The 22,172-nt window shown below is 62.7% G+C and carries 20 protein-coding genes and 1 pseudogene; 13 read left to right on the forward strand and 8 right to left on the reverse strand.

Annotation, left to right across the window (positions count from 1 at the left end; translation table 11 throughout):
• The first annotated feature begins 124 nt into the window (after positions 1-124).
• From trkA to hflX, 3 genes are all read left to right on the forward strand, one after another.
• A complete protein-coding gene (trkA, locus tag ING15_RS06260; protein ID WP_206453938.1) occupies positions 125-1,501 on the forward strand; it encodes a Trk system potassium transporter TrkA in 1,377 nt (458 codons plus the stop codon).
• Positions 1,502-1,681: 180 nt separating this feature from the next.
• Entirely contained in the window at positions 1,682-1,927 is a 246-nt protein-coding gene (gene hfq / locus ING15_RS06265) for an RNA chaperone Hfq (protein WP_206453939.1), read from the forward strand.
• Positions 1,928-3,328 carry a GTPase HflX gene (hflX, locus tag ING15_RS06270; RefSeq protein ID WP_206453940.1) on the forward strand — a complete coding sequence of 467 codons (1,401 nt, stop codon included), beginning with the start codon at positions 1,928-1,930 and terminating at the stop codon, positions 3,326-3,328.
• A 472-nt stretch (positions 3,329-3,800) separates the two neighbouring features.
• On the opposite strand, the pseudogene ING15_RS06275 reads toward hflX, so the two are convergent.
• Positions 3,801-4,995, reverse strand: a pseudogene (locus tag ING15_RS06275) (DEAD/DEAH box helicase); the annotation flags it as partial.
• Between the two features lie 272 nt (positions 4,996-5,267).
• On the opposite strand from ING15_RS06275, the gene ING15_RS06280 reads away from it, so the two are divergent.
• The gene (locus tag ING15_RS06280) at positions 5,268-5,771 is read left to right on the forward strand and encodes an alpha/beta hydrolase (protein ID WP_206453942.1); all 504 of its coding nucleotides are present in this window, start codon (positions 5,268-5,270) and stop codon (positions 5,769-5,771) included.
• 73 nt (positions 5,772-5,844) lie between these two features.
• Here ING15_RS06280 and ING15_RS06285 read toward each other — a convergent pair whose 3' ends face one another.
• The 3 genes from ING15_RS06285 to ING15_RS06295 all read right to left on the reverse strand — a co-directional run bounded on the left by ING15_RS06285 (position 5,845) and on the right by ING15_RS06295 (position 9,506).
• Positions 5,845-6,438, reverse strand: a complete 594-nt coding sequence (locus tag ING15_RS06285; protein WP_206453943.1) for a hypothetical protein — start codon at positions 6,436-6,438, stop codon at positions 5,845-5,847.
• A gap of 47 nt (positions 6,439-6,485) precedes the next feature.
• Positions 6,486-8,510, reverse strand: coding sequence for a DNA topoisomerase IV subunit B (gene parE / locus ING15_RS06290; RefSeq protein ID WP_206453944.1), 2,025 nt, complete (start codon positions 8,508-8,510; stop codon positions 6,486-6,488).
• A gap of 396 nt (positions 8,511-8,906) precedes the next feature.
• Positions 8,907-9,506 (reverse strand): PilZ domain-containing protein, encoded by a 600-nt coding sequence (locus tag ING15_RS06295; protein ID WP_206453945.1) that lies wholly within the window; start codon positions 9,504-9,506, stop codon positions 8,907-8,909.
• A gap of 140 nt (positions 9,507-9,646) precedes the next feature.
• Here ING15_RS06295 and ING15_RS06300 point away from each other — a divergent pair, with 140 nt between their 5' ends.
• Positions 9,647-10,654 carry a rhomboid family intramembrane serine protease gene (locus tag ING15_RS06300; protein WP_232845604.1) on the forward strand — a complete coding sequence of 336 codons (1,008 nt, stop codon included), beginning with the start codon at positions 9,647-9,649 and terminating at the stop codon, positions 10,652-10,654.
• 77 nt (positions 10,655-10,731) lie between these two features.
• Positions 10,732-11,163: a CBS domain-containing protein gene (locus ING15_RS06305; protein WP_206453946.1), complete on the forward strand. Its 432-nt coding sequence runs from the start codon at positions 10,732-10,734 to the stop codon at positions 11,161-11,163.
• Positions 11,164-11,233: 70 nt separating this feature from the next.
• On the opposite strand, the gene ING15_RS06310 is transcribed toward ING15_RS06305, so the two are convergent.
• The 3 genes from ING15_RS06310 to folE form a co-directional block, all read right to left on the reverse strand.
• Positions 11,234-12,232, reverse strand: a complete 999-nt coding sequence (locus ING15_RS06310; RefSeq protein WP_206453947.1) for a patatin-like phospholipase family protein — start codon at positions 12,230-12,232, stop codon at positions 11,234-11,236.
• A gap of 65 nt (positions 12,233-12,297) precedes the next feature.
• Positions 12,298-12,738, reverse strand: coding sequence for a phosphoribosyl-AMP cyclohydrolase (gene hisI, locus ING15_RS06315; protein WP_206453948.1), 441 nt, complete (start codon positions 12,736-12,738; stop codon positions 12,298-12,300).
• Positions 12,739-12,740: 2 nt separating this feature from the next.
• Positions 12,741-13,364 carry a GTP cyclohydrolase I FolE gene (folE, locus tag ING15_RS06320; protein ID WP_206453949.1) on the reverse strand — a complete coding sequence of 208 codons (624 nt, stop codon included), beginning with the start codon at positions 13,362-13,364 and terminating at the stop codon, positions 12,741-12,743.
• Positions 13,365-13,613: 249 nt separating this feature from the next.
• Here folE and ING15_RS06325 point away from each other — a divergent pair, with 249 nt between their 5' ends.
• Both ING15_RS06325 and yidD read left to right on the forward strand, forming a co-directional pair.
• The gene (locus ING15_RS06325) at positions 13,614-14,060 is read left to right on the forward strand and encodes an iron-sulfur cluster assembly scaffold protein (RefSeq protein WP_206453950.1); all 447 of its coding nucleotides are present in this window, start codon (positions 13,614-13,616) and stop codon (positions 14,058-14,060) included.
• 48 nt (positions 14,061-14,108) lie between these two features.
• On the forward strand, positions 14,109-14,447 hold the full coding sequence (gene yidD / locus ING15_RS06330; RefSeq protein ID WP_206454121.1) for a membrane protein insertion efficiency factor YidD: 339 nt from the start codon (positions 14,109-14,111) through the stop codon (positions 14,445-14,447).
• Between the two features lie 57 nt (positions 14,448-14,504).
• Here the strand turns inward: yidD and ING15_RS06335 are convergent, their stop codons facing one another.
• On the reverse strand, positions 14,505-14,990 hold the full coding sequence (locus ING15_RS06335) for a LysM peptidoglycan-binding domain-containing protein (protein WP_206453951.1): 486 nt from the start codon (positions 14,988-14,990) through the stop codon (positions 14,505-14,507).
• Positions 14,991-15,146: 156 nt separating this feature from the next.
• Here ING15_RS06335 and thrS point away from each other — a divergent pair, with 156 nt between their 5' ends.
• From thrS to ING15_RS06360, 5 genes are all read left to right on the forward strand, one after another.
• Positions 15,147-17,111: a threonine--tRNA ligase gene (gene thrS / locus ING15_RS06340; protein WP_206453952.1), complete on the forward strand. Its 1,965-nt coding sequence runs from the start codon at positions 15,147-15,149 to the stop codon at positions 17,109-17,111.
• Between the two features lie 399 nt (positions 17,112-17,510).
• Positions 17,511-18,710: an ABC transporter substrate-binding protein gene (locus ING15_RS06345; RefSeq protein ID WP_206453953.1), complete on the forward strand. Its 1,200-nt coding sequence runs from the start codon at positions 17,511-17,513 to the stop codon at positions 18,708-18,710.
• A 93-nt stretch (positions 18,711-18,803) separates the two neighbouring features.
• Entirely contained in the window at positions 18,804-20,666 is a 1,863-nt protein-coding gene (locus ING15_RS06350) for an ABC transporter permease (protein WP_206453954.1), read from the forward strand.
• Positions 20,663-21,436 carry an ABC transporter ATP-binding protein gene (locus ING15_RS06355; protein ID WP_206453955.1) on the forward strand — a complete coding sequence of 258 codons (774 nt, stop codon included), beginning with the start codon at positions 20,663-20,665 and terminating at the stop codon, positions 21,434-21,436. The genes ING15_RS06350 and ING15_RS06355 overlap by 4 nt, the downstream gene beginning before the upstream one ends.
• Entirely contained in the window at positions 21,429-22,130 is a 702-nt protein-coding gene (locus ING15_RS06360) for an ABC transporter ATP-binding protein (protein ID WP_206453956.1), read from the forward strand. Before ING15_RS06355 ends, ING15_RS06360 begins: the two co-directional genes overlap by 8 nt.
• Positions 22,131-22,172: the final 42 nt, after the last annotated feature.

Here is a 22,172-nt window from a genome sequence, read left to right on the forward strand (position 1 = left end):
TTCCCCAGAGGCTAATATGCAAGATCGGGACGCTGCGGACCCGGCACCCTTTGCGCAAACCCTCTCAAGCCGATATGGACGCCGGTGATGATCGGCTTGCGGGTCGGCAAATGAGGCACATTTCATGAGAGTGGTGATTTGTGGCGCGGGCCAGGTCGGCTATGGCATCGCCGAGCGCCTTGCATCCGAACGCAATGACGTGTCGGTGATCGACACGTCACGGTCGCTCGTCCAGGCGATTCGGGACAACCTCGATGCCCGCGGCTTCGTTGGCCACGGAGCTCACCCTGACGTTTTGGCCGAGGCCGGGGCCGAGCAAGCGGATATGATCATCGCGGTGACCTTGCATGACGAGGTCAACATGGTGGCGTGTCAGGTCGCCCACTCGCTATTCAACGTTCCGACCAAGATCGCGCGCATCCGCTCCCAGAGCTATTTGCGTTCGCATTGGCAAGATCTGTTCTCGACCGACAATATGCCCATCGACGTCATCATCTCGCCCGAAGTCGAGGTCGGAGAGATGGTGCTGCGACGGATCGCCCTACCTGGGGCCATGGACGCCGTGCGGTTTGCCGACGACACGATCGCCATGGTGGCGATCGAATGCCGCGACGATTGTCCGGTGGTCGATACGCCTCTCGACCAGCTGACCGAACTGTTTCCCGATTTGAAGGCCACCGTGGTCGGAATCTGGCGTGGGGAGCGACTGTTCATTCCGACCTCGAGCGACCAGATGGTGGCGGGTGACGTCGCCTATGTGGTCGCCGAACGCTCCCACGTGCGCCGGACGCTTGGTCTTTTCGGTCATGAGGAGCCGGAGGCCGGCCGCATCGTCATTGTCGGCGGCGGCAATATCGGGCTTTACGTCGCGCAGCAGATGGAACGCCGCAATCTTGGCGCCAAGGTTCGTGTTATCGAGGCGGACCACGAGCGCGCGATGACCATCGCCGACACCTTGAAGCGGACCATCGTGCTGCACGGTAGCGGTCTGGATCAGGCGATCCTCAACGAGGCCGACATCAGGCAGAGCGATCTCCTGGTGGCGCTGACCAACGACGACAAGGTCAATATCCTCGCCAGCGTCATGGCGAAGCGGCTTGGGTGCAGCGGCAACTTGACCTTGCTGAATAACCCCGACTACCAGAGTTTCACCCGGACGCTCGGTATCGATGCCTTCATCAATCCGCGGTCGGTGACCATTTCGCGGGTTCTCCAGCATGTACGGCGCGGACGGATCCGCGCGGTCCACTCGATCCAGAACGGCGTTGCGGAGGTGATCGAGGCCGAGGCGCTTGAGACATCGCCGCTGGTCGGCAAGCCGCTGCGTGAACTGGATTTGCCGGAGAACTTGCGGATCGGCGCAATCTATCGCAATGGCGAGTTTGTCCGACCTAGCGGGCAGACCAAGATCAAGGCGAAGGATCGTGTCGTGATCTTCGCGACCGCCAGTGCCGTCCGTCATGTCGAGCAGCTGTTCCGAGTGAGTTTGGAGTTTTTTTGATCCGGCGCCCCACAGACGCGGGATCTCGGCCAGGCGGCCGGGTTTTTGTTACGGTCGAGGTTGCGAGGTGAAGCTCCGACACCGTAAGCGCTTCGGTAGAGACCGAGCGGGACGCACGGATCGACCGCCGCAAGACGGTCGTTGCCGTTGCCAATAAGAATAGGAAAAGGACAAGGTTTGATGCCTGAACGCACCCAAAATTTGCAAGATCTCTTTCTCAATACGGTCCGTAAGCAAAAGATTTCGCTGACCATTTTTCTGGTCAACGGAGTAAAATTGACCGGCGTGGTGACGTCTTTCGACAATTTCTGTGTCCTGCTGCGGCGCGATGGGCATTCCCAGCTGGTCTACAAGCACGCGATCTCGACCATCATGCCCTCGCAGCCCGTCAACATGTATGACGGCGACGAAGATGGGAAGGCGTGATTGGCCGAACATAAGGAATCCAGGCCAAAGGGGCCGATCGAACACGGCAGTGTGCTGACGCGCGCGGCGGTTTTCGTTCCGGTCTTCAAGCAGTTTCAATCGCGGGACGAGGCAAATCAGGGCAGCTCCGAGTTGGCGCGCCGGAGCGACGACGCGCGGCTGGAAGAGGCGATCGGCCTGGCCGCCGCGATCGGCCTCGAAATCGTCGCCAGCGGCATCATCAGCGGGGCTCGGCCGCGCCCGGCGACGCTGGTCGGCGCCGGCAAAGTCGAGGAACTGAAGGGGCTCGTGGCGAGCGAGGACATCGGCCTGATCGTCGTCGACCATCCGCTGACGCCGGTCCAGCAGCGCAACCTCGAAAAAGAACTTGACGCGAAAGTCCTCGACCGGACCGGGCTCATCCTCGAGATTTTCGGCCAACGCGCCCGAACCAAGGAGGGCCGGCTTCAGGTCGAGTTGGCGCATCTGAACTATCAGCGCGGCCGGCTCGTACGCAGCTGGACCCATCTCGAGCGACAGCGCGGCGGCGCTGGATTTCTGGGTGGCCCGGGTGAAACGCAGATCGAATCCGATCGCCGCCAACTGCAGGAGCGCATCAAGCGGCTGGAAAAGGATCTGGAGTCGGTCCGGCGCACACGCCAGTTGCATCGCGCCAAGCGCAAGAAAGCGCCGCACCCGGTGGTGGCGCTGGTCGGCTATACGAATGCGGGAAAATCGACGCTTTTCAACCGGTTGACCGGCGCCGACGTCTTCGCGAAGGACTTGCTGTTCGCAACACTCGATCCAACCCTTCGCCGCGCGGCACTGCCCCACGGAACCGAAATCATGTTTTCCGATACCGTGGGGTTTGTGTCCGACCTACCGACCCATCTCGTTGCCGCGTTTCGTGCAACCCTGGAAGAGGTGATCGAAGCTGAGATCGTCCTGCATGTACGCGACATGGCGGATCCCGATACCTTGGCGCAGGCCGAGGACGTGCGCAAAATTCTGCGTGACCTCGACATCGACGCCGACGACAGCGATCATGTCGTGGAGGTCTGGAACAAGATCGACCTGCTGGACGATTCCACCCGTCATCATTTGACAACGGTTCGTGAGGGACAGCAATCGCCTCAGGCAGCATATCTGGTTTCGGCGACCACCGGCGATGGCGTGCCCGAGTTGCTGGCGGACATCGAGCGGCGCATCGCCGGACGCCTCCGTGAAGTGAGCGTCGAGATCGCGCCGGACAGCATGAGTGTTCTGCCTTGGATCTACCAGAATTCATCGGTGATCGGCAGAGAGGACCAGGAGGATGGCTCGGTAGCACTCAGCGTAGAGATGACCGTCCAGGCCCAGGCGGAGCTACGTCAGCTAAGCGAGCAATTAACCGGCATAGATATTCGACAAGCCGAATTATGATAATCGATCAAACGTTCGTTTGCTCGTCTCGCCGACTTCTCCAGGCCAACGACCGGCACCGAGAGCAATCGGCCGCACCGCACCAATCCTGCGGGCCGGGATATTCTGGCATGTGCGATATGTTGATGCGAGACCTGTAGCGGCTGGTGTTAAGCGCCGGTGGCAATCAGCATAAAGGCGGGAATGTCGTCGCCAAAGCCGACCGGAGCGTTGCCGTCGTCGGTACGCGTGCGATTAGCCGGCTGCACCGAACGGGAGCGGGGAGCGGCCGGTTTGGCGCGTTCGCCGTTGGTCCCGGACTGCTTGCGGCTTGTCCGGCTGCGTGCGGGTGCCTCGGATGCGGCGCTCTCCTCCGCGAGAGCATCGATCGGAACATCCAATTCTCCGGCCGCGGCGCGAATTACCGCCCGCTCTTCCACCGGTGCGGATTCAGATGCCAAAGCCGATTTCTCGCTGTTGTCCCGGCGGCGCGCACCGGTTGCGCGGCGACTGCCGCGCCGCGCTGGTTTGTCTTCCGACGAAGCATCGACAAGCGTCGCGACCGGCTCGCCATGCCAGGCGATTTCTCCGCCGATCAGCTTTTCGATGGCGTCGAGATATTTCTTGTCGGATTTGGTAACCAGAGTGAACGCCTTGCCGGACCGCCCGGCGCGACCGGTCCGGCCGATACGGTGCACATAGTCCTCGGCATGAATCGGCACGTCGAAGTTGAAGATGTGGCTAACGGCCGGGATATCGAGGCCGCGGGCCGCGACATCGGAGGCGACCAGAAGCTGGATCTGGTTGTCGCGGAAGCTTTGGAGCATCGCCGTTCGCGAACGCTGGTCCATGTCCCCGTGCAACGCACCCGCCGAGAAGCCGTGTTTCTCGAGCGAGCGGAACAGCGTGGCGACGTCGCGCTTGCGATTGCAGAAGATGATCGCGTTGCTCAGGTCGTCCTGCTCGCGAATGACCGTGCGAAGGGTCTCTCGCTTCTCGAAATCGTCCTTTTTCGAAGCGATCAGCCTCTGGGTGACGGTGAGAGCGGCAGATGCCGGCTTCGCTACTTCGACGCGAACAGGATTCTGCAGGAACTGCTCGGTTAGCCGGGTGATCTCAGGTGGCATCGTCGCCGAGAAGAACAGGGTCTGCCGTGTGATCGGCAGCAGCTTGCAGATCCGCTCGATGTCCGGAATGAAACCCATGTCGAGCATGCGATCGGCCTCGTCGATAACGAGGACCTCGACAGCGGTCATCAACAGCTTGCCGCGCTCGAAATGATCGAGCAAGCGACCCGGTGTCGCAATGAGAACGTCGACGCCGCGATCGATCTTCTTGTTCTGATCGCCGAACGAGACGCCACCGATAAGCAAGGCGATGTTGATCTTCTGGTCGAGGCCGTATTTGACGAAGGATTCCTCGACCTGCGCCGCGAGCTCGCGCGTCGGTTCGATGATCAGCGTCCGCGGCATCCGCGCGCGCGCGCGGCCCTTTTCGAGTCGCGTCAGCATCGGCAGCACGAAGGAGGCCGTCTTGCCAGTGCCCGTCTGCGCGATGCCGAGCACGTCCCGGCCTTCAATCGCGTGAGGGATGGCCTGTTCCTGGATCGGCGTCGGTTCACTGTATCCAGCTGCCTCGACGGCTGCCAGAACCTTGGCGCTGAGGCCGAGTTCGGAAAAGAGTTTCAAGCTAGCGGTTCTCTTGAATAGTTGGATTGGGGGTCGATAGCGTTTGAAAGCCCAGTCGACAGGGCGATAGGGTGACGCTCGTCGCGAGTCAACCGCAGCGCCGCATATGGGACGATTTCCGGCGATTTACAGGGTACAAAAGATGAATCTGACACAGATCGTGATGATTCCGGGTCTGCTATGTACCGGCGATCTCTCGGGACCAGATCGCGGCCGCCCCACCCGACCGCGTCCTGGTTACCGACACGACGTCCGATCCGACCATCGCCGCGATGGCCGAGCGTCTGGCCGAGGCCACGCCGGATCGGTTCTTCCTCTGCGGCTTGTCGATGGGCGGTTGTGTGGCCCTCGAAGTCATGCGGATCGCAACCGAGCGCGTCACCGATCTCGTTCTGATGGCGACCAGCGCCAAGCCTGACGCTGAACAGACGGCCAGGCGCCGGCGCCTGGTCAAATTGGCTCACGACAAGGGTATCGCGGCCGTCGCCGACATCCTTTCCGACCGACTGCTCGGTCCCAACGGCCGCACCGATCTGGAGCTTCGCCGGCGTATCGTCATGATGGCGGAAGCGATTGGAGCCGACAGCTTCGCGCGTCAGCAGGAGGCCATCATCGGACGACGGGACCAGACCTCGCTATTGCCGCATATCGGCGTCCAACGACGGTCTTGGCCGGGACGGATGATGAGATCATTTCGCCGGAGCGCCCCCGCGAAATGGCCGATGCCATGCCGGCCAGCACGCTTGATCTCTTCCACGGCGTCGGTCACATGGTGACGATGGAAGCGCCCGACGCCGCCAGTGCGATGATCCGAGGGCATCTTCAACGGGATACCTCGGCCGCGCCTGATCAGTTGGTCGCGGGACCGAAGCTGTAGGGCTCGCCCGGAAAGAAATGCAGCTCGTAGGTCTCGGCAATCTCGCCGTCCTTGGGCAGTATGTCGAAGAACAGCGTCAGGCCGTTCGGCTGCTCTTCGCTCGGCTCATCGGCGCGATAGCCCACGACAGCGCCTTCGATCTGATTGATCTCCGCGACTTCCGTCGTCGCGCGCACGCTCATGTCGCTTCCCGCACCCTCGAGTTGCTGAACGAAGAAATGAAAGGCAGAATCGTCTGTCTGCGATTGCACCATGACCGTCCGCCAGACGCCCTCACTCGTACCGTCCGACCATGGTCCAACGATTTGGACATCCTGGACCTGCGGCGACAGGGCTTCAGCGGCCGCCTTTGCCTTGGCGGCGATCTCGGGATCGCCGGAGGCTGCCGGTGCCGCCTCGGACTCGGTGGGTTGTGCGGGCTCGGGGGGCGCCGGGACGTCGGCCGGTTGAGTGGCGTCTGGAGCCGTAACAGCGGCTCCGGCATCCGCCTGGGCGAGGGCAGGGGTCTGACTCACTGCCATGACGACGAATGCAGTGCAAGCAAGCCAGTGTCTGAGATGGGGCATGGGGAATCCTCCGATTGAGTAATCGACGGCATTTCAGCGGTATCGGATCAGATGTCCAGTTCCTCGACGAATGCGGCACGATCCTGAATGAAGCGGAAGCGGGCTTCCGGCTTGTTTCCCATCAATGCATCGACCGCGATCGACGTGCCCGATTCCGGCGCTTCATCCATAACGACCCTAAGCAAGGTGCGCTTTTTCGGGTCCATGGTCGTTTCCTTGAGCTGCGACGGCAGCATCTCACCAAGGCCCTTAAAGCGCGAGACCTCGACCTTGCCGCGGCCGTTGAATTCTTTCGCGATCAACCGCTCGCGATCCTGGTCGTCGCGAGCGTAGAAGGATTTCCCCCCTTGCGTCAGCTTGTAAAGCGGCGGCACCGCCAGAAATAGGTGACCGCCACGGATCAACTCCGGCATTTCCTGGTAGAAAAAGGTGATGAGCAGAGAGGCGATATGGGCGCCGTCGACGTCGGCGTCGGTCATGATGATCACGCGTTCGTAGCGCAGATCCTCGTCACGGTATTTCGAACGGGTGCCGCAGCCCAAGGCCTGTATCAGATCGGCGAGCTGTTGGTTGGCGCCGAGCTTTTCGCGGCCGGCGCTCGCAACATTTAGGATCTTGCCGCGAAGCGGCAGGATCGCCTGCAGACGGCGATCGCGTGCCTGCTTGGCCGAACCGCCGGCTGAATCTCCCTCGACGATGAAAATCTCGGCCCCGGCAGCGCCGCTTTGCGAGCAGTCGGCGAGCTTGCCCGGCAGCCGCAGCTTGCGCGTCGCGCTCTTGCGGCTGACCTCCTTCTCCTGGCGGCGGCGTAGCCGCTCGTCGGCGCGCTCGACCACCCAGTCGATCAGCCGCGCCGCGTCCTGCGGCGAGGAGGCAAGCCAGATGTCGAAGGAATCGCGCATCGATTGTTCGACGATCCGCTGCGCCTCGGCGGTGGCCAGCCGGTCCTTGGTCTGGCCAACGAATTCCGGTTCCCGGATGAAGATCGACAGCATGGCCGAGGCCGTCAGCATCAGATCATCGCCGGTGATGATCGAAGCCCGCTTGTTGCCGGAAACCTCGGCAAAGGCCTTGAGGCCGCGCAGTAGCACCGAGCGCAGGCCCGCCTCGTGAGTGCCACCCTCGGGCGTTGGAATGGTGTTGCAGTAGGAGCGGATAAAGCCGTCTTCCGGCGTCCAGCTTACCGCCCACTCGACGGCCCCGTGGCCCGAGACTTTCTCGGTGCGGCCGGCGAAGATCTGCGCGGTAACGCGGTGCTCCTTGCCGAGCGTGACGTCGAGATAATCCTTCAGTCCGCCGGGGAAGTGGAATGTCTCGCGAGCCGGGATATCGCCACCGGGCACGAGCAGGCCCTGATCGCAGGACCAGCGAATCTCGACGCCGCCGAAAAGGTAGGCTTTCGAGCGAGCCATGGCGAACAGCCGCTCGGGACGGAACCTGGCGCCTACGCCGAAAATCTGCGGATCCGGCTTGAACCGAACCCGCGTGCCACGGCGATTGTGAACCTCGCCGACTTCGTCGAGCGTCGAGGTCGCCAGTCCCCGCGCATAGGTCTGGCGGTAGAGCTTGCGATTGCGCGCCACCTCGACTTCGAGGGTCTCCGACAGGGCGTTGACCACCGACACGCCGACGCCGTGCAGGCCGCCTGAGGTCTCATAGACCTTCGAATCGAATTTTCCGCCAGCGTGCAGCGTCGTCATGATGACTTCGAGCGCCGACTTGTTCTTGTATTTGGGATGGGGGTCGACCGGAATGCCGCGACCGTTGTCTGCGACGGACAAGGTGCCGTCCGCCTCCAGCGCGACCTCGATGAAATTGGCGTGTCCGGCGGTCGCCTCGTCCATCGAATTGTCGATGACTTCGGCAAAGAGATGATGCAGCGCCTTCTCGTCGGTGCCGCCGATATACATGCCGGGGCGGCGGCGAACCGGCTCCAGCCCCTCCAGCACCTCGATGTCGGCTGCCGTGTATTCGGCGGGCTGCGCTGAATTCTGCACCGGCGAAGGCTGGTCAGCCGGCCTGGACGATTTTGGCCGACGCGCCGCATTGCCCGAAAATAGGTCGTCGCTCATCGCGGACCCGTCTGCGAAACGTGCGGGACAAACTCGTGTTGCAATGGATTCTCGCGCCCATCAGCCATAGGCCTTGCCTATACTTTCACGAAATGTTCTTCAAGAGTCGGATGGTTTTTCCCAGCGCATAACGCTTCCGCGACAGGTTTATCCACGGGTTCCGCACAGCCGTACGGCCACACGCACTAGACTTTGTCCATTCGGGGTGTGGTTTCGGTCAAGCGTGGTTCCATAGATGTCGAAGGAGATGGCGCGACGCTAGTGGCTGATCTCGACCCGGCTCCGCCTTCCTTGGACCGGCGGAGTACCTTGGTTTGGGGACAGTCGGTGAGGGCGAAGCCGCGTCGGCCACGGTCCCTCAAGCGAAAAGAGCTCCGGACGAATGCCCTGGGACGATCAGCGCAAGCTGCGTTCGATCGTTTCGCGCGACTGCATCGCCGCGAACTCGATCGCGAACCCCTCTTCGAGGTGGCGGACGACACGCCCTTTCGTCGTGCCCAGCGTGATCCGCGAGCCGATGGCGGGTCGAATACGGCTTGTCACAGCGGCGCCGGACAGTGACAGGTCGATGATCCGAGCCTGATAGCGTCGACCGTCTTCGAGGACCACGTCCACCAAAGGATTTTCCGGCTCCACGCGCTCATGGCGCCGATCTTCCGGCAGGTCGAGTTCACGACGGTTGGCGAACCAGGTCAACTGGGCAGCCAACTTTTCGCGCTTGCGCTCGCTGCTCTTGAGCGTGAGCACAAAACCGCCGTCGAAAACGCGAACCACCGTGCCCTCCAACCGACCGATATGATCGATGTAGACGATGATCCGTTCGCCTTCCCTGGGACGGACGGCAGTGGTGATCGCGACGTCGCCTGGAGACATGTTTTCGGCGCGGCAGGGATATTCGGTTCGGTCTTCGCGCATGAACCGACCGAGAAGATTGACGTCAACACGATTGAAGCGGCGCCGCTCGTCCGATCCCACTTGCCGTGCTTCAGCCTGCATAATCTCTCAACCGTCAATTCGCCACGGTCGCGGGCAACCGCGCTTTCCGGGACTTTTTACAGCCGGAAGCTTAACGATCTGTGCAGAAACGCGGTTCTTCAATCTGCCGTCGCGGCGTTAACTCTCACACGCAAATCCATTTGCCGGGCCTCGTTGGACACCGTAAAAGAGGCGAAGGACGGATTTCGGTCCTGATCGGCAGCACCCACCTGTGCGCTTCCCTGGTTTTCCAGTTTAGATTCACGCAGACCTCTAACCGCCCCATGACATGGGGCGGTTTTTTTCCGTTGGTGTCAGTCTTCATCCGGCGCCCCATGTTCGGCGGGTCGATGCATTGCCGTCAGGCCTGCCGGGCGGCAATGGACACGAACCGAAATGAAGATGGAGCGCAAAGCGTGACCCCGCACCAATCCGGCCAACCGCACCACGAGGCCATTGATCGCAGGGCTCATCCCCCGGCGTTCAACGTTCCGGGAATCATCCTGGCCCTGATCGCGATTTTCGCGATCATCCATGCGATCCGGGTATTCGTATTGGGTCCGGTCGCTGCGTCCGATGTGCTGCTCGACTTTGCCTTCATTCCCGGGTGCTACGGTGATCTCGATGAGATCTGCAGGTTTCGTTCCACCGGCGCCGATTTCTGGTCGCCCTTCTCCTATGCGTTTCTGCACGGGGATTGGACGCATCTGGGGGTCAATGCGGTGTGGCTACTGGCTTTCGGAACACCGGTCGCGCGGCGGCTCGGGACCGTTCGTTTCATTGCCTTCTCGGGCGCTGGCGCGCTCGCGGGCGTGACTGCCTTCTCAATCCTGAACCCGACCCTTGTCGCACCGGTCATCGGGGCATCGGGAATCGTCTCGGCGTTGATGGGAGGCGCCTGCCGCTTTGCCTTCGGCGGGCGGGGGGGGGCGCGGTTCAATCTCGCGCGGGCTGACATGCCGGTCGTGTCGATCGCCGATGCTTTGTCCAACCGAACCGTACTTGTCTTCATCGCGGTCTTTTTCGCTACCAACCTGCTAATCGGCAGCGGTGTGGGCGGCGCGCTCGGCGGCGGAGCGATCGCCTGGGAAGCCCATCTTGGCGGGTTCGCGTTCGGATTTCTGGCATTTCGTCTGTTCGATCCCCTGTCGCGCGTCAGCGTACCCTGACACGCACGCCTTGCCTCTTGCGGTTCCCGCCAGTCTGGCTCACCTTTCCAGATGATCACGAAGGGGAGGCTGAAGACATGTCCGTGCGCCAAATACTGGAAGAGAAGGGCCGGGAGGTCGTGACACTCCGGCCCGAGGCAACCTTGGAAGAGGCCGTCCAAATACTCGCGGGCAAAAAGATCGGTGCCATCGTCCTCGTCGATGCTCAGGGAGCGGTGGCCGGCATCGTATCGGAGCGCGATATCGTTCGCCTCATCGGAACGTCTGGCGTCGCCAGCATTTCTCAGAGCGTGCGCGACGTTATGACAATGGCAGTGACCACATGTACGGAATCGACCTCGATCAACGAGGCGATGGAATTGATGACCCACGGTCGCTTCCGCCACTTGCCCGTCTGCGAGGAGGATAGGCTGGTCGGGATCATTTCAATCGGTGACGTCGTCAAACGCCGGATCGAGGAGGTGGAACGCGAGGCGAACGAGATGCGCGAGTATATCGCGGCCGGCTGAACGAGCGCGAAAGGCGGTCGAGACAAAAGCGTCGGACCCGACGCGGCGGGTGGCGCTAGCCGACTGTCGGCTAGCGCGCGCTTGCTCCGACAGCGGCATCAGTCATTCGTTCGATCTCGCCGATCCGGGTCTTCGTGGCTTCGTAACCGAGTGCGATGGCCTCCTCGGCCCGGAAGAACTCCGAAAGGCCGATGTCGCGCACGCGCGGCTGTAGGGAAAGATCGGGAGGATCGCCGGCAAGGCGGGCGCGCGAGATGCGGTCCTGGATGATGTTGAACGCATCGACCATGGAACGCGCGATGCTGAGTTTCTCTCTCCGCGGAGAGGCATCCTCCAACCTTGGCGTTACAATATCAGTCAGCCCCAGTCCCTGCGGGGAGGCGTGTCCGTCATCTGCACGGTCATCCGCGACGGCCCGCATGCGAAGCACCGCCGCGCGGCCGAACAGGTCGTAGTGCAGATTCACGGCGACAACGAACTTTTCCTCGTTGACGCGGCACACATTCACCGGAACCGGATTGACGAGAGCACCGTCGAGCAGCTGCCGGTTGCCGCAGGAGACCGGCTCGAAAACGCCTGGAAGAGCATAGGACGCTCGCATCGCCAGTATCAGGGAACCGGAATCGATCCACACCTCGTGACCATTGTGCGCCTCGGTGGCCACGCAGACGAGGGGGCGGTCCAAATCCTCGATCTTGATCCCTTCTAGCGATTCCGACAGCCGCCGGCTGAGCCGCATCCCGCCGATCAGTCCACCGCCGCCGAAACGAAGATCGAGAAACCGCATCATTCCCCGTCGCGTCAGCGACAGTGCAAATGTTTCCAGATCGTCGAGTTTTCCAGCTAGGTAGCAGCCGCCCACGAGGGCGCCGATCGACGTGCCGGCGATCATGGAGATGCGAATGCCGTATTCGTCCAGTGCTCTGAGCACGCCGATATGCGCCCATCCGCGAGCAGCGCCGCCTCCAAGGGCCAGCGCGATGCCGGGCGGGGGCCGCGTCGCGGTCTCTTGTGGCGCGTAGCTGGCAGGGGGAGGTTCGGCCCCCCAACCGAAGACCCGATCAAGCATCTTGCGTCGTCCCGGTTGTTCTCCATCTGTCTCGGTGATGCTACGGCAAAGGTCTGATCATCCAATTAAGAGGCGGCGGGATGACCGGTCCTGTCGCGCACCGTAAGATTCCGCCCATCGTCCGCAACGACACGATAGAAGCAGGTCGTGCGGCCGGTATGACAAGTGTCTTCCGGTTTGGCGACGGCGACTTTCAGCCAGACGGCGTCCTGGTCGCAGTCGACGCGGACCTCGCGAACGTTCTGCAGGGCGCCCGACGTTTCGCCCTTCTTCCAGAGCCTGTTGCGCGAACGCGACCAGTAATGCGCCACCCCTGTCGACAGGGTCGCTTCAAGTGCCTGATCGTTCATATGCGCGACCATCAGGAGTTCGCCGGAGGCATGATCGGTTACGGCGGCGGTCACGAGGCCGTCAGCGTCGAACCGCGGCCGAAGCCGTGTTCCTTCCTCCTGTTCGCTCGGGTCGGCTGACGGGCGATCAAACACCGGCTTGTCAGATATCGCCATCCTCAACCCCGGTGGCCGGTCAGCGAGAAGAACCGCCCCTTCAACTCGGCATCTTCCGCAAAGACGCCCTGGAAGGACGTCGTCACGGTCAGCGAGCCCTTGGACCGGATCCCGCGCATCGACATGCACATATGTTCAGCTTCGATCATCACCGCGATGCCCTTGGGCCGCAGCATACTGGCTATAGCCGTAGCGATCTGCGCCGTCATGGATTCCTGCGTCTGCAGGCGGCGACCGTAGATATCGACGACGCGCGCGATCTTCGACAGGCCGAGAACGCGGCCCTCCGGAACATAGGCCACGTGCGCCTTGCCGATGATCGGCACCATGTGGTGCTCGCAGTGCGAATGAAAGTCCACGTCGCGGACCAGCACCATGTCATCGTAGCCGGAAATTTCCTCGAAGGTGCGGCCCAAGACGTCACCGGCTTCCTGGCGGTAGCCTCCGAACAGCTCCTCATAGGACTTTACCACCCGGGCCGGGGTTTCGCGCAGGCCCTCGCGGGTCGGATCTTCGCCGACCCAGCGCAACAATGTCTCCACTGCCGCCTCCGCTTCCGCCCGGCTCGGCCGCTCGGTGCGCCTTTCGTCCGAAACGTCGGGAAATTTCTTGACGACAGCGTCCATCTTGTTTCGCTCCGTGCCAGTCGGAATTCGTGCGGCAATCCATAGGGAATGTTGGTCGGGAGCCTGCGCCGGAGCGTCGTTACGGCTCGAAATCGATATTCTGTCCACACCTATCCCACTTCCGACGCCGTTGGGTCGCAACGATGCGACCGAGGACGGCGACTTTCGAACCAGCGCCCGAGCAACTATATAGTTTCGGAAAAAGCGAAATGACAGGGCAAACGACCGAAGCCTACGGATGGTGCTGCAGTGATCGACGACGTGTACAATTCCCGCATTCTCGAGTTGGCGGGCAACATTCCGCGCATCGGACGCCTCGAAGACGCGGATGCGAGCGCGACGGCGCATTCCAAGCTTTGTGGCTCGACGGTGACGGTCGATCTGAAGCTCGCGGATGGCGTCGTGTCGGATTTCGCCCATGAGGTGAAGGCCTGCGCGCTCGGGCAGGCGTCGTCGTCGGTGATGGCCAGCCATATCATCGGGGCCGCGCCCGGCGAATTGCGGGAGGTCCGCGAGACGATGCGCCGGATGCTGAAGGAGAATGGAGCCCCGCCATGGGGCCGCTTCGAGGACCTGAAGTATCTGGAGCCCGTCCGCGACTACAAGGCCCGGCATGCTTCCACGATGCTGACGTTCGACGCCGTGGTCGACGCGCTCGATCAGATCGCCCGCAAGGACGAGAGCGCGGCGGCATGACGATCGAGCCGGGCCTCGGTGCCTTCCGTGCAGCGCGCTGGTCTGGTGATGTGCAAGTCTGATCGAAAAGCCGAAAACGCGGCGTCCAAGGGTTTGCCCGATCGCAGCCGACCCTTGAGCCGCAATTACGACGGGCCGTGGCACCGGACGCCGGGCCGCCTGGTCGGAATGGCTCTCGTCCGTTTTTACCAGATCGTCTTTTCGCCGTTCGTGGGTGGCCATTGCCGGCATATCCCGACCTGCTCGGAATATGCCTATGAGGCGGTGGCGCGGCACGGGTTGCTGCGGGGCGGGTTCCTGAGCGCGCGGCGAGTTTCCCGGTGCGGCCCGTTCGGAACCGCGGGCCTCGACCCGGTGCCGACGGACGGGGCGGACGATACGAAATAGACCTTCGGGTGCCGGCCCGAAATCCGCCCACGCGAATGGTGGCGCGTTCCAGGCGTGTCAGAAGTCCCGGGGGATTCTTAACAGCTGTCCCGGAAAGATCAGGTTTGGATCGGCGATCAACTGTTGATTGGCGGCCTGAATAACCGGATATTTCGATGAATCCTCATAATACCGGTTCGCCAGGGCCGAGAGCGTCTCGCCACCGACCACCGTGTGCTCCCAATACCCGACATATCCCGGAAGAATCATCGGTCCATAGAGAACCGGCACGGTCACGGTCGGCGGGTTGGGGCCGCCGGCGCTGTCGTCGGTGACGGTGACGAAGAGCCGGCTCAGCGTGAATGCGGCATCGGGCGGAATGTCGACGGCTGCCTGGAACTGACGAATGGACAGCGAACCAGCGGTGGCCGCGGCGGTCACCTCGTCATGTCCCTCGCTGATCCTGATCGTCAGATGCCCTTCGAACCCCACCGCGTTGCCGGCGATCAGGATGCGGCTTCCCACGAGATCGAAGGCCTTCGGCTGCAGAATTTCGATGTTCATGACTGCGGCTCCCTTGCATAGGCACGCGCCCGTCAAATATATCGGCCGCGACCGTTGCGTGCAAATCACGAAGAAGCACCGCGATTTCGCGCCGAATCACCGGCAAATCAAACCACCCGCGTTCGTTGGCGGGACTGGATGAGAGAGTGACGTACTATGGCTGACGCCGTTTCCCTGACATTTCCTGATGGCTCCGCGCGCGAATATGACTCGTCGACGCGCGGGACCGATATTGCCGTCGGTATCTCCAAATCGCTCGCCAAGAAGGCCGTCGCCTATGCGCTCGACGGCGAGGTGCGCGATCTGGCCGATCCGCTCGGGCACGGTGGCGCGCTCGAGATCCTCACCCGCGACGATCCACGCGCGCTCGAACTCATCCGGCACGACGCCGCCCATGTCATGGCCGAAGCGGTTCAGGAGCTGTGGCCGGACACCCAGGTGGCGATCGGTCCGGTGATCGAGAACGGCTTCTATTACGATTTCGCCCGCGATACGCCCTTCACTACCGATGACCTGACGACCATCGAGAAGAAGATGGCCGAGATCATCCGCCGCAATGCGCGCTTCACCAAGGAAGTCTGGCCGCGCGACAAGGCGCGTCAGGTGTTCGCCGACAAGGGAGAGGCCTACAAGGTCGAACTGCTGGATGCGATCCCCGAGGACCAGGACGTCAAGATCTACAGCCAGGGCGACTGGTTCGACCTGTGCCGTGGACCGCATATGGCTTCGACCGGCCAGGTCGGCGACGCCTTCAAGCTGATGAAGGTCGCCGGCGCCTACTGGCGTGGCGATTCGAACAATCCCATGCTGACCCGTATCTACGGCACGGCCTGGGCCAATCAGGAGCAGCTGAAAGCCTATCTCCACATGCTGGAGGAGGCCGAAAAGCGCGATCACCGCCGGCTTGGACGAGAGATGGACCTGTTCCATTTCCAGGAGGAGGGACCCGGCGTCGTCTTCTGGCACGCGCATGGCTGGCGGATGTTCCAGAACCTCGTCAGCTATATGCGCCGCCGCCTCGAAGGCACCTATGACGAGGTGAACGCGCCGCAGATTCTCGACAAGGCGCTGTGGGAGACCTCGGGCCATTGGGGTTGGTACAAGGAGCATATGTTCGTCACCGAGACCGAGGACGAGCGCGTCTTCGCGATCAAGCCGATGAACTGTCCCGGCCATGTGCAGATCTTCAAGCACGGTCTGAAAAGCTATCGCGATCTGCCTATTCGCTATGCGGAATTCGGCAACGTCCATCGCTACGAGCCGTCCGGCGCGCTGCATGGTCTGATGCGGGTGCGCGGCTTCACGCAGGACGACGCGCATGTCTTCTGCACCGAGGATCAGCTCGAGTCCGAATGCCTGCGGATCAACGATCTGATCCTGTCCACCTACGCCGATTTCGGCTTCGACGAGATCACGGTGAAACTGTCGACGCGGCCGGAAAAGCGCGTCGGCTCGGACGCCAACTGGGATCACGCCGAAAAGATCATGGCCGAGGTGCTCGAGCGGATCGCCGCGCAATCGGGCGGCAAGATCAAGACCGCGATCAATCCGGGCGAGGGGGCGTTCTACGGGCCGAAGTTTGAATATGTCCTGCGCGATGCCATCGGACGCGACTGGCAGTGCGGCACCACCCAGGTCGACTTCACTCTGCCGGAACGCTTCGGCGCATTCTACATCGACAAGGATTCCGACAAGAAGACCCCGGTGATGATCCACCGGGCGATCTGCGGCTCGATGGAGCGCTTCCTCGGAATTCTGCTCGAGAACTATGCCGGGCATCTGCCGCTGTGGTTCGCGCCGCTGCAGGTGGTGGTGGCGACGATCACATCGGAAGCCGACGACTATGCCGAGGAAGTCGCGGCCGAATTGAAGCGGACAGGTCTCAAGGTCGAGACCGACCTCAGAAACGAGAAGATCAACTACAAGGTCCGCGAGCACTCGGTGGCCAAGGTCCCGGTGATTCTCGTCTGCGGCAAGCGCGAGGCCGAGCAACGGACGGTCAATCTGCGCCGAATCGGCTCGCGCGACCAAACGTCGATGAGCCTGGCGGAGGCGGTCGCGTCGCTCCGCGATGAAGCCGTCCCGCCGGACCTTCGCCGGAAGACGGAAGACGCGGCCTGATGACTGTGTTCGCCCGGAGCTCTTCCTACTGGGGAGCGCCGGGCGTCGCGGTTTGCCGATCGTCTGCCAGGATTATCGACCGCCGGCCGACCGGTGGGCGCCGCATAATCCGATCAAGGGCAGGCCGCCTCGGCGCCATCGCGCGCCGCGCTATTCCGTATTGGCGCTTCGGACGATAAGGAAAGCTGGAAGCGGTTTGGAAGCGAAGGAAGCGTCGCCAGGAGCGTTGCCCGATCCCGATTGCGATCGATAAGGACCGGTGCTCGGTCGCGGACGGATCGACGAGGCGCAGGCGATGGATAGCGCGGGGCGGGAAGCCGACCCCGCATCGGTCTTCGCCGACCGTGATTGTGTCGTTACGGGTACGGGTTTCGTGCTCGAAGCCATCAGGAGAGACGCATGAGAATAATCCGGAAGCTGGCAGTCGCCGCTGCCCTGTTGACTGCCATCTCGGGAGGCGCGGTCGCCCAGGAGTCGATCAAGATTGGCGATATCAACCACTACAAGCGGATGGCGGCTTTCGCCGAGCCCTACAGGAAGGGCATCGAACTGGCGCTGAAGGAGATCAACGAAGCGGGGGGTGTTCTCGGCAAGCCGCTGGAATTCATCTTCCGCGACGACCAGGGCAAGCCGGGCGAGGCGGTGAAGATCGCCGAGGAACTGATGACCCGCGAGGGCGCGGTGATGCTGACCGGGACGATCCTGTCCAATGTCGGCCTCGCGGTCTCCTCACTGGCGGCCGAGAAGAACTATGTGTATCTGGCCGCCGAACCGCTGGCGGACGCGCTGGTCTGGAGCTCGGGCAATCCCTACACGTTCCGGCTGCGTACCTCGACCTTCGTCCAGGCCGCCATGCTGGCCGAACAGGCCGCCAAGACCGATGCGGTCCGCTATGCGACGATCGCGCCGAACTATGCCTACGGCACAGACGCGGTCGAGGCGTTCAAGACCAATCTCAAGCGGCTGAAGCCGGAGGTCGAATTCGTCACCGAACAGTGGCCGGCGCTGTTCAAGATCGACGCCGGCGCCGAGGTTCAGGCCCTGGAAGCCGCCAAGCCCGACGCGATCTACAACGTCACCTTCGGGTCTGATCTCGCCAAATTCGTGCGCGAGGGCGGCACGCGAGGTCTGTTCGACGGCCGCAAGGTCTACGGGCTTTTGACCGGTGAGCCGGAATATCTGGAGCCGCTGGGCGATGAAGCGCCGGTCGGCTGGGTCGTGACGGGATATCCCTGGTACGCACTCAGCGATGGGCCGGGCAAGACGTTCGTCGACGCCTATACCGCCGAGACAGGCGAAACTCCGAAGAACGGCAGCCTTGTCGGCTACATGACCGCCCAGAGCGTCGCCGCGCTGATCGAAAAGGCAGGCTCCACCAAGACCGATGCCCTGCTCGAAGCGTTCAAGGGGCTGACGGTCGAGACGCCCGACGGCGAAATCACCTACCGCGCAATCGACAACCAGTCGACGATGGGGGCCTTCATCGGCACCACCACCGTCGAGGACGGCAAGGGGGTGATGGTCGACTGGGCCTATGTCGATCCGACCCCCTACATGCCGAGCGACGACGAGATCAAAGCCATGCGCCCGGCTGACTGACACCCGCCTTCTCGCCGGCGGCGGTTCCGGGATCGTCCCGGAATCCCGCCGGCGTTTTGATCCGACCGCATCACGCGCGACAGAACGGACGCCATGGGACTTTTTGCGGCACAGCTCCTGACCGGGCTTGCGAACGCGGCGGCGCTGTTCCTGGTCGCCTCCGGGCTGTCGCTGATCTTTGGCGTGACGCGCATCGTCAATTTCGCCCACGGCTCGTTCTACATGCTGGGGGCCTATATCGGCCTTTCGCTGATGGATATCCTTCCGGGGCATTTCGGCTTCTGGGGGGCGATCGTCCTTGCGGGAATAGCCGTTGGCCTCGTCGGCGTGGTCGTCGAAATCCTGGTGCTCCGCCCGATCTACCGGGCGCCGGAGCTGTTTCAACTGGTCGCGACCTTCGGTGTGATCCTCGTCATTCAGGATCTGGTGCTGATCATCTGGGGGCCGGAAGACCGCTTGGGGCCGCGCGCGCCAGGACTGAAATCCGTGGTGCGCATCATGGGCGAGCCGGTGCCGCAATATGACCTGGCACTGATCGCGATCACCCCCTTTGTGCTGTTCGGCCTGTGGTGGCTGATCAACCGGACACGCGTCGGCATCCTCATGCGCGCCGCGACGCAGGATCGCGAGATGGTCGGCGCGCTCGGCGTCAACCAGGCCTGGCTGTTCACCGGCGTCTTCTTTCTCGGCTCGGCGCTGGCCGGGCTGGGTGGAGCGATCCAGCTGCCCAAGGGCGGCGCCGACCTCTTGATGGATTTCAATATCCTTGCCGCCATCTTCGTGGTGGTGGTGATCGGCGGTATGGGATCGCTGCCAGGGGCGTTTCTCGCCGCAGTGCTCATTTCTGTCCTGAATGTCTTCGGCGTCCTCTACCTGCCGCAAAGCACGCTGGTGCTGATGTTCGTCGTCATGGCCGTTGTGCTGATGGTGCGCCCCTACGGTCTCCTGGGACGCGAGGAGGTGGCCGGCGAGCAAGGGCAAGCGGGCGAGCCGGAACAGCCGATGCGCCCCGCCGGAACGCGGGGCCGGTTGTTCGTCGCGGCGCTTCTCGCTGTGCTTCTGCTCCTGCCGGTGTTTGGTTCGAACTTCACCCAGGTGCTGGTGACCGATATCCTCATCGTCTGCCTGTTCGCCGCATCGCTGCAATTCATTCTCAGCTGGGGCGGGCTGGTCAGCTTCGGTCATGCGGTGTTTTTCGGCGGCGGCGCCTATGCGGCGGCGCTGACGGTCGTCTACGTCGACGCCCCGATGGAAATCGCCTTTGTGATGGCGCCGCTGGGGGCCGGGCTGTTGGCGATCGTCATCGGCTGGTTCTGCATCCGCCTCAGCGGGGTCTATTTCGCCATGCTGACGCTGGCTTTCAGCCAGCTCGTCTGGTCGCTGGTCTTTCAGTGGGGTGAGGTCACCGGTGGCGACGACGGGCTGGTCAACATCTGGCCGGCCCAGTGGCTCTCCGACACCACGGCCTATTACTATTTCACGCTTCTGTTCGGCGTCGGCGGGATCATCTTCCTGCGCCATATGACCCATTCGCCCTTCGGCTACGCGTTGCGCGCCTGCCGCGACAGTGCGCGCCAGGCCGCGGCGACGGGTATCAACGTCAAGACGGTGCAGTGGGTCGCCTTCGCGATTGCCGGCGCCTTGGCGGGCCTTGCCGGCGGTCTGTTCGTCTTCTCCAAGGGGTCGATCTTCCCGAACGAACTGGAGATCGCCAAGAGCTTCGACGCCCTGATCGTCGTCTTCCTCGGTGGGGTCAAAACCCTTTCCGGCGGCGTCGTCGGCGCGGCCTCGCTGGAAGCGGTGAAGGACTGGCTGACCCGGCTCCAATACTGGCGGCTGATCCTTGGCCTTTTGATCATCGCCGTGGTGATCGTAGCCCCCGACGGCATTGTCGGATCGCTCCGCAAACTGGGTGAGCGCCTCGGTTTGATCCGTGACAGGCAGGGCGTCTCGTGAGCCCGATCCTGAAGGTCGAACATCTCGCCAAATCCTTCGACGGCGTCGACGCCGTCAAGGATGTCAGCTTCGAGGTGATGCCGGGTGAGCTGAAGGCGCTGATCGGCCCGAACGGCGCCGGAAAATCCACCTGTTTCAACATGCTGATGGGCCAGTTGAAGCCCAGCAGCGGCCAGGTGTTTCTGCGCGGCAAGCCGATCACCGGTATGCCGCCCCGGCGGATCTGGCGCATGGGAGTCGGGCGGACCTTCCAGATCACCGGAACCTATCAGAGCATGACCGTCGCCGAGAACGTGCAGATGGCGCTGATCAGCCATCATCGGCGACTGTTCGCGGTGGTTCCCCATGCCTACCGGCTCTACCGCGACGACGCTCTCGCGCTGCTGGAGCTTGTCGGGATGGCCGACCAGGCCGATCGTGCCTGCTCGATCCTGGCCTATGGCGACCTGAAGCGCCTGGAACTGGCCATCGCGCTCAGCCACCGGCCGGGCCTCCTGTTGATGGACGAGCCGACCGCGGGAATGGCGCCACGGGAGCGGGTGGCGCTGATGCAGCTGACCGCCGATATCGTTGAGGAGCGCGGCATCAGCGTGCTCTTTACCGAGCACGACATGGACGTCGTCTTCACCCATGCGCACCACATCATGGTGCTCAACCGCGGTGAGCTGATCGCCGAGGGCACCGCAGCCGAAATCCGCGCCGACGAGCGGGTTCAGCAAGTCTATCTGGGTGGCGGAACGCTGTTCGCGCAGGATGGCCCCGATGCTTGAAATCGAGGCGATCAACAGTTTCTACGGTAGGGCGCATATTCTGCACGATCTCAGCCTTTCGGTGAACGCCGGCGAGGTCGTGGCGCTGCTTGGCCGCAACGGGGCCGGCAAGACGACGACGATGAAATCCGTCATGCAGCTTGTCCGTGCCCGCTCCGGTCGGGTGCGGCTGGAGGGCGAGGACATCACCGGGTGGCCGGCGCACAAGGTGGCCCGCCACGGGGTCGGCTATGTGCCCGAGGAGCGGCGGATCTTCACCGATCTGACGATCCTGGAAAATCTCGAAGTCGGCCGGCAGTCGGCCCGCTATGCGGCCCCGGCATGGACTGTCGAGATGCTGTTCCAGCTATTTCCCAACCTTGGCGAGCGCCGGCACAATCGCGGCAAGACACTGTCGGGCGGCGAGCGGCAAATGCTGAGCATCGCGCGCACCTTGATGGGAAATCCGCGCCTGCTGCTGCTCGACGAGCCATCCGAGGGCCTCGCACCGCTGATCGTGGAGCAGATGGCCGCGACCATTCTACGCTTCAAGGCGGAGGGCCTGACGGTGCTGCTCTCGGAGCAAAACCTGCATTTCGCCCGGATCGTCGCCGACCGCGCGCTGATCATCGAAAGCGGCGAGAAGAAATTCGACGGCTCGTTTGCCGAGCTCGAACACCACCCCGAAATCCGCGATGCGCATCTTTCGGTGTAGAGCGCCGGTGACGTCGTCGAATCGCTTGGATCGGCACTGTCG

Source organism: Aurantimonas marina, from assembly GCF_017183135.1.
GTDB classification, from domain to species: domain Bacteria; phylum Pseudomonadota; class Alphaproteobacteria; order Rhizobiales; family Rhizobiaceae; genus Aurantimonas; species Aurantimonas marina.

What these genes read in the sequence shown, in the direction of transcription:
- trkA (WP_206453938.1), top strand. Translation starts at nt 125, where the DNA reads ATGAGAGTGGTGATTTGTGGCGCGGGCCAGGTCGGCTATGGCATCGCC.
- hfq (WP_206453939.1), top strand. Translation starts at nt 1,682, where the DNA reads ATGCCTGAACGCACCCAAAATTTGCAAGATCTCTTTCTCAATACGGTC.
- ING15_RS06280 (WP_206453942.1), top strand. Translation starts at nt 5,268, where the DNA reads ATGGCCGAGCGTCTGGCCGAGGCCACGCCGGATCGGTTCTTCCTCTGC.
- ING15_RS06285 (WP_206453943.1), bottom strand. Translation starts at nt 6,438, where the DNA reads ATGCCCCATCTCAGACACTGGCTTGCTTGCACTGCATTCGTCGTCATG.
- parE (WP_206453944.1), bottom strand. Translation starts at nt 8,510, where the DNA reads ATGAGCGACGACCTATTTTCGGGCAATGCGGCGCGTCGGCCAAAATCG.
- ING15_RS06295 (WP_206453945.1), bottom strand. Translation starts at nt 9,506, where the DNA reads ATGCAGGCTGAAGCACGGCAAGTGGGATCGGACGAGCGGCGCCGCTTC.
- ING15_RS06305 (WP_206453946.1), top strand. Translation starts at nt 10,732, where the DNA reads ATGTCCGTGCGCCAAATACTGGAAGAGAAGGGCCGGGAGGTCGTGACA.
- ING15_RS06310 (WP_206453947.1), bottom strand. Translation starts at nt 12,232, where the DNA reads ATGCTTGATCGGGTCTTCGGTTGGGGGGCCGAACCTCCCCCTGCCAGC.
- hisI (WP_206453948.1), bottom strand. Translation starts at nt 12,738, where the DNA reads ATGGCGATATCTGACAAGCCGGTGTTTGATCGCCCGTCAGCCGACCCG.
- folE (WP_206453949.1), bottom strand. Translation starts at nt 13,364, where the DNA reads ATGGACGCTGTCGTCAAGAAATTTCCCGACGTTTCGGACGAAAGGCGC.
- yidD (WP_206454121.1), top strand. Translation starts at nt 14,109, where the DNA reads ATGTGCAAGTCTGATCGAAAAGCCGAAAACGCGGCGTCCAAGGGTTTG.
- ING15_RS06335 (WP_206453951.1), bottom strand. Translation starts at nt 14,990, where the DNA reads ATGAACATCGAAATTCTGCAGCCGAAGGCCTTCGATCTCGTGGGAAGC.
- thrS (WP_206453952.1), top strand. Translation starts at nt 15,147, where the DNA reads ATGGCTGACGCCGTTTCCCTGACATTTCCTGATGGCTCCGCGCGCGAA.
- ING15_RS06345 (WP_206453953.1), top strand. Translation starts at nt 17,511, where the DNA reads ATGAGAATAATCCGGAAGCTGGCAGTCGCCGCTGCCCTGTTGACTGCC.
- ING15_RS06350 (WP_206453954.1), top strand. Translation starts at nt 18,804, where the DNA reads ATGGGACTTTTTGCGGCACAGCTCCTGACCGGGCTTGCGAACGCGGCG.
- ING15_RS06360 (WP_206453956.1), top strand. Translation starts at nt 21,429, where the DNA reads ATGCTTGAAATCGAGGCGATCAACAGTTTCTACGGTAGGGCGCATATT.